This is a genomic window from Nocardia mangyaensis (assembly GCF_001886715.1).
In the GTDB taxonomy this organism is placed as follows: Bacteria; Actinomycetota; Actinomycetes; order Mycobacteriales; family Mycobacteriaceae; genus Nocardia; species Nocardia mangyaensis.
The window spans coordinates 5,442,406-5,455,375 of sequence record NZ_CP018082.1 but is presented as its reverse complement, the minus strand read 5'-3'; the positions used below and the strand labels follow the sequence as shown (position 1 = coordinate 5,455,375).

General features: G+C 70.6%; 4 protein-coding genes and 2 pseudogenes. 2 read left to right on the top strand and 4 right to left on the bottom strand.

Features of this window, described 5'->3' with window-relative positions:
* Positions 1-8: 8 nt before the first annotated feature.
* A complete protein-coding gene (locus tag BOX37_RS24740; RefSeq protein WP_071929723.1) occupies positions 9-251 on the top strand; it encodes a phosphopantetheine-binding protein in 243 nt (80 codons plus the stop codon).
* Positions 248-1,501, top strand: coding sequence for an enterobactin transporter EntS (gene entS, locus BOX37_RS24735; RefSeq protein ID WP_071929722.1), 1,254 nt, complete (start codon positions 248-250; stop codon positions 1,499-1,501). The genes BOX37_RS24740 and entS overlap by 4 nt, the downstream gene beginning before the upstream one ends.
* A gap of 61 nt (positions 1,502-1,562) precedes the next feature.
* Here the strand turns inward: entS and BOX37_RS24730 are convergent, their stop codons facing one another.
* The 4 genes and pseudogenes from BOX37_RS24730 to BOX37_RS36270 all read right to left on the bottom strand — a co-directional run.
* Complete coding sequence (locus tag BOX37_RS24730) at positions 1,563-6,290, bottom strand: non-ribosomal peptide synthetase (protein ID WP_071929721.1); 4,728 nt, start codon at positions 6,288-6,290, stop codon at positions 1,563-1,565.
* Positions 6,287-7,078 carry a thioesterase domain-containing protein gene (locus BOX37_RS36280; RefSeq protein ID WP_420811639.1) on the bottom strand — a complete coding sequence of 264 codons (792 nt, stop codon included), beginning with the start codon at positions 7,076-7,078 and terminating at the stop codon, positions 6,287-6,289. Before BOX37_RS36280 ends, BOX37_RS24730 begins: the two co-directional genes overlap by 4 nt.
* Positions 7,052-8,887, bottom strand: a pseudogene (locus BOX37_RS36275) (non-ribosomal peptide synthetase); the annotation flags it as partial. The gene BOX37_RS36280 and the pseudogene BOX37_RS36275, both read right to left, overlap by 27 nt.
* 96 nt (positions 8,888-8,983) lie before the next feature.
* Positions 8,984-12,916: pseudogene (locus tag BOX37_RS36270) on the bottom strand (condensation domain-containing protein); the annotation flags it as partial.
* Between the last annotated feature and the right edge of the window lie 54 nt (positions 12,917-12,970).

Below are 12,970 nucleotides of genomic sequence, written 5' to 3'. Positions count from 1 at the left end.
AGGGACCGATGTCCGAGGAAACCGCAACCATTGTCGACCGGGACTCCGTGATCGCCGACATCGCCGCCGCGCTCGGCGTCGAACCCGGTGAGCTCACCGAGGACACCAATCTCCTCGACGCGGGCCTCGACTCGGTCCGGCTCATGCAGCTGGTCGAGAAGTGGCGCTCCGGGGGCGCACCGCAGGCGGACTTCGTCACCCTCGCCGCCGACCCGGTACTCGGGCTCTGGCTCGACGTCGTCGCGCCGTGACCGCGGCCCCGCCGCGCAAGATCGCGATCGACCTGGAACCGCTGCGGACCAGCCGCGAGTTCCGCACCCTGTTCATCGCCCGCACCATCTCGGTGTTCGGCATCGGCTTCCTGGTGGTGGCGCTGCCGATCCAGGTCTATCAGCTGACCGGCTCCACGGCGCAGGTCGCGATGGTTTCGGCCGTCATCGGTCTGTCCGCCTTCGGCGGCACGCTGATCGGTGGCGTCGCGGCCGACCGCTACGACCGGCGCACCGTGATCGCCGGCGCGCGCGGTGCGGCGACCATCGGGTTCGCGCTGCTCGCGCTGAACGCCATGCTGCCCGATCCGCAGATCTGGGCGATCTTCGTCTGCGCTGTCGTCGATGGTCTCGCCGGTGGTATCTCGGCGACCGCCCTGGTAGCGGCGACGCCAGGGCTCATCCCGCGCGACAAGCTGGCCGCGGCGGGCGCGCTGATGGCCTTGACCTCCGACCTCGGCGCGATGGCCGCGCCCGCACTCGGTGGCGTGCTCATCGCCTTTGCCGGGGTCACCGTCAACTACTGGCTGGCCGCCGGAGCCAGCTTGATCACGACGATCCTCATCGCCCGGCTCGGCCCGATGATTCCTGAGAGCACCCATGGCGAGTCACCGATGCGTGCCATCGTTTCCGGGTTCCAGTTCGCCTTCAGCCACAAGGTGGTCGGCGCGACGCTGCTGGCCGGCTTCGTGACGATGCTGCTGTCGGGCTGGAACGTGCTCGTCCCCGCATACGTCGCCGAAGTCCTGCACGGTGGGGAGGCCACCGTCGGCCTGCTGTTCGCCGCCCCCGCGGTGGGCGCGGTGCTCGGTTCGCTCACCTCCGGCTGGACCGGTTCGATCCGGCGCGGCGGTCAGGTGATCTTCGCCGCCACCCTGATCTCGGCGGCCGGATTCGTCGGAGCCGGTCTGGTCGGTGCCACCCTCGCGGTGTTCTTCGGTCTGGTCGCGCACGGCGCGGGCCGCGTGGTCAGCGATATCGCCCGCTTCGCGGTGGTCCAGGCCAACACTCCCGACGCGTTCCGTGGCCGGGTCTCCGGTGTGTGGACCGCCCAGATCACCGTCGCGGTCTCGGTCGGCGCGGTCGTCGCCGGTCTGGTCTCCAGCGTGGTACCGACCAGGGACGTGTTCCTGGTCTACGGCGCCGTGGGCTGTGTCCTGACCATCGCACTGTGGTGCGTGCTCGGGACGCTGCGCAAGCTGGACAGCCACAAGGTCGCCGACGAGAGCTGACCCCACGCTGGTGGCGACCGATAACCGCTCAAAGCCGGGGTTTCTGAACTTCTGAGTCAGTTCACAGGTCCCAGTCGGCTTCGAATTCGTCGATCTCGGCCTGGGTGAGGTTGGCGACGGCGGTGTCGGAGGGTGTCAGGCCGGTGGTGTCGGTGCTGGCCAGGTAGGTGGACAGGGCGGTGAGGGTTTCCAGCCAGCAGTGCTGGAGGCTGGTGATGGTGGCGTCGGGGACGAGGGTGGCCGGCCAGGTCCATTCGGCGCGGACGACGGTGCCGGTGGGGTGCGGGACGGCCATGGCGTTGACGACCAGGGGATGGCTGGCGGGCATGGTGGGGTCGTGACGGACCTGGAGGGGGTGATCGGGGTCGGCGGGGGACCAGGGCCGGCCGGTGGCTCCGGTGCCCATGCGGCCGAGATAGTTGAACAGGATTTCGGGCCGGGGGCGCTGGCCCAGTTCGCCGGCGGTGGGGTCGAGTTCGGCGAGGATCGCGTAGCCGACACCACTGTCCGGGGCGGCGCGCAGGCCCTCCTTGGCCAGTTTCACCACGGTGCCCGCCGCGGCCGTGCCCGCGCGGACCTCGGCCGGATCGATGTCGGTGAGGTCGATGCGGACCGGGTAGAAGCTGGTGAACCAGCCGAGAGTGCGCGAGAGATCGGCCGCCTCGACAGTGCTCTCCTCGCGGCCGTGGCCCTCGACGTCGGCGACGAAACTCGTCTCGCCGAGGACGCTGGCCGTCGCCACGGCGAGCGCGGCGAGCAGCGCGTCCTGGACGCCGGCATTGAAGCGTGCCGGTAGGTCGGTCAGCAGGCGTTCGGTGACGGCGGCGGGCACCTCGACGGTATGGGTGCGGGTTGTCGCGGCGGTGTCGCGGACCGGATCGAGTTCGCGGGCAAAGGAACTCGTCTCGCGGTCGGTCGCGGTGGCCTTCCAGAACGGCAACTGCGCGGCCAGTGCGCCGGTACGGCCCACTTCGCGCAGGGATTCGGCCCAGCGGCGGAACGAGGTCGGGACGGGGTCGAGGCGCACCGGTAGGCCCGTGGTGGCCAGGTCGTAGGCGGCGGCCAGATCGTCGAGCAGGATGCGCCAGGAGACGCCGTCGATCGTGAGATGGTGCACCAGGACGCCGACGCGGGGCGTGGTTCCGTCGCGGTAGCGCAGGAGTGCCACGCGCAGCAGGTCACCGGTAGCCGGGTCGAGCCTGTCGGCCAGCCGATCGAGGACGGTGTGCTCGTCACCGGCGCGGTCGAGCAGATGCTCGGAAACCGCTCCACTGCCGTCGACTTCGTCGTAGGGCGAGACCACGAGGCGAGCCCTCGCCGAGGGGTTCGTGACGAGTCGGACGCGCAGCATGTCGTGCGTACTGCGCAGTGCCGCAACGGCTTCGGTGAGCGCGCCGGGGGAGACGTCGGTGGGTGCGTGCAGGACCATGGCATGGGAGAAGCGGTCGATGTGTCCGCCCTGACCGAGGACGCGCGCGAGGATCGGGGTGAGGGGGATCTCGCCGATGCCGTAGCCGTCGGGCTCGCTGATCCGGGGCGCCGAGGCGGCCTCGGCACGCACGGACAGCGCTGTGGGAGTGCGGCATTCGAACACATCGCGAGGGGTGGTGGCCACGCCGATCCGCTTGAGCTGGGTGGTGAGCCGGATGGAGACGATGCTGTCGCCGCCGAGTGCGAAGAAGTCGTCGTCGGGTCCGGCCCCGGGCAGGTCGAGGATCTCGGCGAAGGCGGCGCAGATCGCGCCGATCCGGTCGTCGCTCACCGCGTGCGCGCCGCCGACCGCGCGTTGCGGGTCGGGGAGGGCGGCCCGGTCGACCTTGCCGTTCGGGCCCAGTGGCAGTTCGGCGATGCCGACGAACGCCGACGGGATCATGTAGTCCGGCAGCTCGTCGCCGAGCCTGCGTCGCAGCGTGTCCAGTTCGGCGTCGGACCACTCGGTGTCGCGGCGCACGAGGTAGGCGATGAGCCGGATGGACCCGTTGGAGCCGCTACGCACCTCGGCGAGCACGCGCTCGGCGTCGACGTGGCGGGCCAGCGCGGTCTCCACTTCGCCGAGTTCGACGCGGTAGCCGCGGATCTTCACCTGGTCATCGGCGCGGCCGATGAACTCGAGCTGGCCGTCGGCGCGCCAGCGCACCAGATCGCCGGTGCGGTAGAGCCGTTGCCCGGGCTCGAACGGGTCGGCCACGAAACGCTGTGCGGTCAAACCGAATCGGTCGTGATAGCCGCGCGCCAACTGCGGACCACCGATGTGGAGCTCACCGGCTCGGCCGACACCGCACGGCAACAGCAGCGGGTCGAGCACGTAGAGCCTGCCGCCGTGCGTGGGCCGACCGATCGTGGGTTCCGGCGCGTCGGCGACCACCGCGAAACCAGAGTCGACACTGGCCTCGGTGGGACCATAGAGGTTGAACGCCAGCAGATCTCGCTGCTCGTGCAGCCGGGTCCAGAACCGGTTCGGCACCGCCTCGCCGCCGACGGCCAGCCGCCCGGGCCGATGCGCGCCGTCGAGCAATCCCAGCTCGACGTACTGCTCCATCAGCACCGGCACCGCGTCGATGTAGTCGATCCGGTGCGCACGCACGTACCCGACCACCCCACTCGCGTCGAGCGCGGCATCGCGCCCCAGCGCGTGCAGTTCGTTCCCGTCGAGCATCCACATCAGCGGCCCGATGGAGGAGTCGAAGGAGAAGCTGTAGGTGTTGAGCACCCGCAGCGGACGGCCCGCGGCCAGATCCATCGTGTAATGCCGGTGCGAACGAAGGAGGTTGAGCGGTCCCCGGTGCGGAACCACTACGCCCTTCGGCTTGCCCGTCGATCCCGACGTGTAGATGACGTAGGCGGCACTGTCGGCAGACAACACGCCCCGCCGCTCAGCGGCAGGCACCGCCGCATCGTCAGTGTCCGACCGGCCTTCGGCCAGGTCACGACCGCTCCCGTCGAGATGTGGCGTGTCCGAACCGTCGGCCTTCTTCCGGTCACCGCGTGCTTGTCCATCGATCGCGCCGTTGATGTCGGCGGCGGTGAGCACGACCGCGGCGGCCGAGTCGTCGAGGAGGTACCGGACCCGGTCCTCGGGGTAGGTCGGGTCGACGGGCACGTACGCCGCCCCGGCCTTCCAGGTGGCGAGAATGGCGATCACCATCTCCACACTGGATGCCAAGTGCAGGGCGACGCGGTCCTCGACCTCGACGCCTTGGCGAATCAGGTGCCGGGCCAGTCGATTCGAGTGCGCGTCGAGTTCGCCGAAGGACAGTGCCCGCCCGTCGACGACGATGGCGGTGGCATCGGGATCCGCCGACGCCGAGGTCTCGAACACCTCCACCAGGGTCGCCTCGGCACCGAAGGAAACAGCCGAGGACGCGGTGGCGGCGACCCCCGCACCACTCCACTCGTCCCGGATCCGGGTGATCTCGTCGGGATCGTCCACAGGCAGTGTGCGAACAGTCACCGGGTTGCCAGCGGCTCGCACCTGCGTGGGGTCCGAGCCGGATTCGGCGCCCGGTGCCGCGAAGGCGCGGACGAAGCGGCGCAGTGCGCGCAGGTGCCGGTCCAGGTCCTCGGCGGAGTAGAGGTCGGCGTCGGCGTCGCATTGGATCTTGAGGTCGCCGCTGGTGGTGGCCGAGATGGTGGCCGAAAGGTCCTGCACGGGGCCGCGATACAGCGAGTGGATGGTGCCGTGCAGTGCGCCGAAACGAAGCTCGTCACCGAAGGGTTTCACGTTGACGACCGGGCCGATGCGGTCGCCGAATCCACCGGCCAGGCGGGTACCGTCGCCGACCGGCGCACCGCGGAAGCGCTGGTGCGGTTGGATTCTGGTGACCGCGGCGTGGGTGCGCGAGACCAGCTCACGCGGGGTGGCCGACGGATCCACCTCGATCGCCAGTGGCAGCAGGTTCACGTTCATCGTCGGAATGCGCGCCGCCGCCGACCCCAGCCGGTTCATCACCGGGTAGCCCAGGGTGATGTCGCGGCGGGCCGTGTGGCGGGCCAGATAGGCGGCGAAAGCGGCGGTGACCACCGTGCCCCAGCTCGAGCCGGTCTCCTCGGCGAGCTGGTTCACCTGCGCGAACGACTCGGCGCCCAGGGTGATCTCACCGAAGCGAACCCGCCGCGCCAGCCGCTCGGCACCGGGCACCAGCACCACGCCGGGACCGATGTCGCGCAGCTGGGCGGCCCAGAACTCCGCGTCGGCGCGATGCTCGGCGGAGTCCAGATAGCGCTGTTCCTCGTCGAGCAGCTCCCCCAGCTCTCCGAAACCGCCGCGCGGCTCGCGGCCCGCGGCCAGTGCCGTGTACACCAGGGCGGCCCGGCGGAACACCAGGTTCACCGCGTAGCCGTCGATCAGCGCGTGATGGGAGCGCAGGAACCACAGGTGCCGGGCGGGGGCGAGGCGGATCAGTTCGTGGCGCAGGGTCGGCCCGGTCGACACGTCGTGTACCTGCGTGACGTCGTCGTGCATGAACCGATGGAACGCGGCCCACGGGTCCGCCGCACCGGACAGATCGATGACCTCGCCCAGCGGCGCGATCGGCGCACCCGGGCGCTGGGTGAACCCGCCCGCGTCGATGTTCATCGCCAGGCAGCTCGCCTCGCCCATGGTGTGCTCGACCGCGCGGTCGAACACCTCCCGGTCGAGTTCGCCGCGGATCTCGCACGCCGTGGCGATGTTGAAGATCGGATTCTGCGGTTGCAGCTGCTGGGCGAACCAGATCGAGCTCTGCGCCGCTGACAGCGGCAGCGCGATGTTCCCGGTGATACTCGGCGGCGTGGCCACGGTGCGCGTCATCGGTTCAGCTCCCGTTCCAATTCCGGTCCGTAGGCGTCGACGACGGTGCGGTCGAGCATCTGCACGTGCACGGCCTGGACCTCGATCACCCGCAGCTCGCCGCCGACGAACGGTTCCCACTGGCGGACCGCCTCGGTGGACAGCACCTGCGCGCCGGCCTCGGCACCCGCGGCACGGACGTACAGCACGTCACCGTCGAACACCGGGTACTTCGCGTGCATCATCACCTCGAGACTCCACGCGCTGCCGTAGATCACGGATTCGATGGTGTCGGCATCGAAGGTGGACATGAACGTCTCGGTCGCGCGGACCCTGGCCGTCGCGTCGGTGATGCTCAGCGAGTCGAACTCGGCGGGAGGCACCGCGATGCCGAGCGAGAGCAGCGCGGCGGCGGCCGGGGTGATCAGCGCGGCGCGTTCGAGGTACTCGCGCGGCACCTCGGCCGCGGAGTCGAGCATGACCACCGCGGGCACCCGGTGGCCCCGCTCGCGCAGTTCGGCCGCCGCCGCGATCGCCACGTTGCCGCCGAACGACCAGCCGACCAGCCGGTAGTCGCGGCCGGGCGCGGTCGCCTCGATGAGATCGGCGTAGCGGCGCACCAGCTCGCCCAGATCGGTGCTCACCTCGCGTTCGCCCGTGATGTAGGGCGACTGGATGGCGTGCACCGGCGCGTCGCCGGGGATGTGGCGGGTCAATTGGGTGTACTGCCAGCCCAACCCGGTACCGGGCGGCAGACAGAACACCGGGTCGCCCTCGCCCCGGCGCAGGGTGAGCACCGGCGCGGTCATCCGGGTGAAGCCGCCACCGTCGTGGCCCTCGATCTTGGCGGCCAACGCCTCGGGGGTGGCGTAGCCGAACAGGTCGGCCATCGGAATGTCGAGATCGAGGCGATCGCGCAGGGCGCGGCGCAGCGTCATGATGAGCAGCGAGTGCCCGCCCAGGTCGAAGAAGCTGTCCTCGACACCGGCGACCCGGCCGAGTACCTCGCTGAACGTCTCGCACAGCACCCGTTCCAGGATGGTGCGCGGCGGTCGTGTCCGCGCACCGTCGGCTCTGCTGATCGGCAGGGCCGACACGTCGAGCTTGCCGTTGACCGTCATCGGGATCGTCGCGATGGCGGTCACGGCGGCGGGCACCATGTAGGCGGGCAGCAGGTCGGCGAGTTCAGCGCGGATCGTGTCGGTGCGCTGCGGCGGGGTGTCCGGCGGCAGGACGACGAAGGCGAGCAGCCGGGCGGTGTCGCCGGACTTGTCGGCGATGACGACCGCGCGCTCGACATCGGCCAATCCGCTGAGCACGGCGGCGATCTCGCTCGGCTCGACCCGGTAGCCACGGATCTTCACCTGGTCGTCGCTGCGGCCGTGGAATTCCAGATTGCCCGCCGCGTCGAGCCGGACCAGGTCACCGGTGCGATACATCCGCTGTCCCGGCGCCGCCGGATCGGCGACGAACCGTTCGGCGGTGAGCGCGGGCTGGTCCAGATAGCCGCGGGCCACACCGATTCCGCTGACGTAGAGTTCGCCGATCATGCCCTCGGGCACGGGCCGCAGCCACGGGTCGAGCAGGTAGGCGTCGGTGTTGAAGATCGGCCTGCCGACCGTGGGGGTGGGGCTGTCGTAGGTGCCGCCGCCGAGGGTGTTGATGGTGTACTCGGTGGGGCCGTACAGGTTGTAGCCGTAGGTGGACTCGGTGTCGCGCAGGCTGTCCCACACTCCGACGCCGACCGCCTCGCCGCCGAGCAGCACCAGCGCGGGCCGGTGCGCACCGGTGGCGGGGTCGTGCTCGAGCAAGCCCTCGGCGATGAGGTGCTCGGCGTAGGTGGGGGTGACGTTGAGGACGTCGATGCGGTGGACGTCGCAGTAGTTCACCAGCGCGGTCGGATCGCGGCGCAGTTCCTCGTCGCACACGTGCACGCTGTGGCCGAAGGCCAGCCACAGCAGTTCTTCCCAGGACATGTCGAACGCGAACGACACGGTGTGCGCGATCCGCAGCTGCCCACCACCCGCGAGTTCGATGGCGGGAGCGAAGATCTCGCGCTCGTGGTTGAGCTGCATGTTGGTGAGTCCGGCGTAGGGAGTCACCACGCCCTTGGGTTCACCGGTGGAGCCGGAGGTGAAGATGACATAGGCCGGGTGGCGCAGCCGGTCGGGATTGGTGCGCGCGAAGGTGCCCAGCTCGTCGTCGGTCAGCGGCGCGGGATCGGTCGCGGCCAGTCGGTCGCGCACCTGCTCGCTGTCGAGGACCAGGGTGGGCGTGTTGACCGCGAAACGGGCGGCGGCGGATTCAGTGGTCAGCAGCACGCCGGGCGCGGCCTTGTCCAGGATGGCGTGCAGCCGTTCGTCGGGATGCTCGAGTTCGAGCGGGACATAGCCCGCGCCGGTGCGCAGTACCGCGAACAGCGCGACGACCATGTCGATGGTGCGCGGAATGGCCAGCGCCACATAGGTTTCCGGTCGAGCGCCCACGCGGTTGAGCAGCCGGGCCATCCGGTTGATCTCGGCGTCGAGTTCGCCGAAGCTCAGCGTACGCTCGCCGAGCACCAGCGCCTCGGCCTCGGGCGTGCGCAGCGCCTGGGCGGCCAGCAGGTCGGCGATGCTCTCGGTGCCCACCGCACAGGGGTGGCCCGCGATCGTGGCACCGGCCAGCGCCCCGGTGCCCACGGTCGCCAGCGGTGCGCTGAGCGAGCCGGGCTCGGTGGCGAAACGTTCGAGCAGACCGGTGAATTCGTCGAGAAAGTGCTGGGCCTGGGTGTCGGAGACCAGATCGGGGCGCGATTCCAGTTTCACGGTGAGCCGCGGTCCTGGCGTCACCACCACGGTCAGCGGGTAGTGGGTGTGGTCGAGACTGCTGCCACCGACGATGCCGTGCTCGGCGCCGAGGCGCGCGTCGTCGATGAAGTTCTGCAGCACGAACAGCACGTCGAAAAGCTGTCGGTGCCCGGTGGACTCGATGATCCGCGACAGCGGCAGATACTCGAATTCCATCCGGTCGAGCCGGTCGGTGTGCACCTGGGCGAACAATTCGGCGGACGTGAGCTCGGGGCGAAGACCCACGCGCACCGGCACCGTGTTGAGGAACATGCCGATGGCGCTGTCGATGTCGGGGATCTCCGGCGGGCGTCCGGCGACGGTGTTGCCGAAGACGATGTCGGCGCGGCCGAGCAGGCGCGAGATCGTCACAGCCAGTGCGGCATTGAGCACGGTGTTCGCCGTCACCGCATGCTGCTCGGCCACCATCTCCAGCGCCGCGGAGCTCTCCACCGACAGCGAGACCGTGCGCACCCGCGGGCTGACCATCACGTCGAGCGAGGCGTCCGGGCGGACCAGGCACGGTTCGGTCAGGTCGGCGAGCGCGCCGCGCCAGAACCGGCGGGCCTGCTCGATGTCGCGTTCCCGCGTCCAGCTCAGATAGTCGGCGAAGGCGGTGTGCGGCTCGACGACGGGAGCGGTCCCGGCGGCATGCGCGGCGTAGCCCGCCAGCAGCTGCCCGATGAACGGCCCGTTGGACCAGCCGTCCCACAGCAGGAACTGCCGGTTCACCGCGAGCAGCGAACCCGTCTGCGCGCGCTGGAACAGCGTCGCCCGCCACACCGGCGGCGCGGTGAGATCGAAGCCGGTGGCCCGATCCTCGGCCAGCGCGGCCTCGACCCGCTGCGCGGAATCGGCGGCATCGAGCGCGGTCAGGTCGACCACCCGCAGTCGGACCTCGGCGTCGCGGGCGATGACCTGCACCGGTTCGGGCAGCCCGGTGTCGACGAATCCGGCCCGCAGCGCGGGGTGCCCGCGCAGCAGATCGGCCAGCGACATCCGCAGCGGCTCCGGTTCGAGGTAGCGGTCGAACTCGAGGGTGAACTGGGCGGTGTAGACGTCGGCGGAACCCGCCGAATCATCGGTGGCGTAGGCGGATTGGAAGTACAGGCCCTGCTGCAGCGGCGAGAGCGGCCAGACGTCGTCGAGCACCGCCGGGGTCGAGGACTCGACAGCGGTCAACTCGCTGACGGTCAGCTCGATCCTGGTCAGGTCGGCGGGCACCAGGTTCACCCGGTTGGCCGGGTCGGCGGCCAGTTCGGCCAGTTCGTCGATGATCTCGGTCCACACCCGTGCGAACTCGTCGAGCAGCTCGGCGTGCACAGTGTCGTCGGCCTCGATCGTCACCTCCAGCGCGCACCTGCCGTCGATCTCGCGGACCACGATGTCGAGGGCCAGTGGTGCCGCCGTGCGTGCCACGGCGGGCAGCTCGACCACGACCGGGCCGAGGGCGCCGAAATCGGTCACCGACACCGCGAAATCCGGGGCGACCGTGGTGTCGAGCGCGAGCTGGGTCTGGGGGTTGAGGTGGCGCAGCAGGGCGTATCCGGTGCCGTTGTCGCGCTGTTCGCGCAGACGCTGCCGGGATTCGGCGAGTGCGGCGGCGGCCTCGGCGCGCAGTCCGAGCGCGACCGGCGCCGTGATGCCGAAGCGACCGACCTGGCCGAGGTGCGCGGCACCGGGCAGCTGCCGGCCGTCGCGGGTGAGGTCGACGACGATGGCGGCGTCGGGGCGGTCGATGCCGCACATCCGCTCGGTGGTCATCGCGATCGAGGCGAGCATCGCGGATTCGAGCCAGACCGCGAGCCCGGCCAGGTTGCGGACGAAGTTGTCGATCGAGATCACCCGGTGCACGGGCTCGGCCGCGCCGGGCGCGCCGAGGGCCGCGGCGCGGGCCGCGAACGGGCGGGTCGAGGCGGTGCGCACACGCTGCCACGTCGGCAGTTCGGCCACGACGCTCGGCTCGGCCGCCGCGGCACCGGCGGCCTCGGCGAACTCGCGCAGGGTGCTCGATGGCAGGGGCAGCTCGACGGGTTCACCGCCCAGCAGCTGCTCGAACGAGGCCGTCAGCTCAGCGATCAGGAGGGGCCAGGAGTACCCGTCGGCAGCGAAGGGGTGCACCGCCAGTGCGAGTTCGCCCGCGCTGTCGAGGTTTCCGGGGGTGAAGGCGGCCGCGAGCAGTGCGCCGTCCTCGGCGCGGATCAGCGTGCGCGGATCGGCGTCGGCGGCCAGCTCGACGACGATCTCACCGACGGGCCGGACCTCGAGATCCCACAGCCCTGGTGCGAGTTCGGTCGCGCGCAGGCGCAAGCTGTCGTGCCGGTCGACCAGGGCCTGGACGGCAGCGCGGACGGCCTGCGCGCGCAGACCGGCGGGAACCTCGAGCCGGGCGAGGGCGTTGTCGCCAGCGCTCGGTGTGGCATCGGCGCTCGCGCGCAACAGATCCTCGACACCGGGCAGCGGCGCCAGCGGACCGGCCGACTGCGCGGGCCGGGTGACCGGCACCGCGAATCCGGGACCGATCTCGGTATCGGCGTCGGCGTCGATGGTGGCCAGGTAGGTGGCGACGCCGTGCCGGTGCTGTGCCAACTCGGCGGCCGCGGCGCGGGGGCCACGCAGGAAGGCGCGGATCAGCCTGGCGCCATGGTCGACGTGGATGAGGATCTCGATGTCGCCCACCGGACCCGCCGACGCGAGCTCGATCGACCACCGCAGATCCTCGCCCGCAGCCAGCACCGGAATCGCGGGCAGGATGTTGACACCCGCGCCCATCAGCCGTTCGGTGCGGCCGCCGGTGCGGGCCAGCCTGCTGATCGCCTCCCCACGGAACAGGCTGTGCTGCTTGATCTCGGCGAGCTCGCCGTGCAGGCGCGCGGTGACCGTGCGCATGGTGTCACCGGGTAGCAGCCGGGCACGGAACGGCACCACATTGGAGGTGGAGCCGAGATTGGCGCGCGTCTGCGCGGTGGTTCGGCCCGACATCGGCACCGCGACGGTCATGTCGGACAGGCCGGTGGCGGTGTACAGGTAGCCGATGGCGGCGGCGAAGACCACCCGCGAGGTGCCGACACCGCACTGCTCGGCCAGGGCGAACAGGCGCTCGGAGACGCCGTCGGCCACCACGACTTCCACCTCGCTCGGCCGCCCGATCGGAATGATCGACGACCCGCACAGCGCACCCGCCGGGGGAGCGTCGGCGACGAAGTTCTGCCAGTAGCGATGGTCTTCGGCGTACTGGGGCGAGGCGCGGTAGGCGCGGTCGGCCGCGCTGAGCGCCTCGGCGTTCCAGCTCGGCTGTGGCGAGGCGACGCCACCGCGGTAGTAGGCGTCGATCACGGCCGAGAGCATGGTCGCGATGGAGAGGCCGTCGGCGACGATGTGGTGCACCGACAGGTAGGCGAACACCCGGTCGGGGGCGAGCACGAGGATGGCGGTGCGGGCCAACGGACCACGGCCGAGGTCGTAGGGGACGGCCATGTCGGTGTCGATCCAGGTGCGGGCGGCGGCATCGGGATCGGGTTCGCCGGACAGGTCGACGGTGATCAGCGGCACCGGTCGGTCGCTGTGTTGCTGGGCGAAGCCGTCGGCGTCGTCCCGGATCGCGATGTGCACCGGATCGGCGGCCGCCAGCACCGCGGCCATCGACGCCCGCAGCCGGTCCAGCTCGACCGCGCCGGTGATCGAGAGCATCGCGCCCGCGGTGAAGCCGCTGGCGTCGGCGATGATCGACGAGCCGATCCAGATCTCCTGTTGTGCCGCGGTGAGTGCGAAAGGTCCTCCGGCGCCACCATTTCCGGTCGTCGTCGCGTTGTCGGTCACTTTCGTCACTTCCCATCGGTCGAAAGATAGAGCTGTGGTGCGGGTACTGCGCGC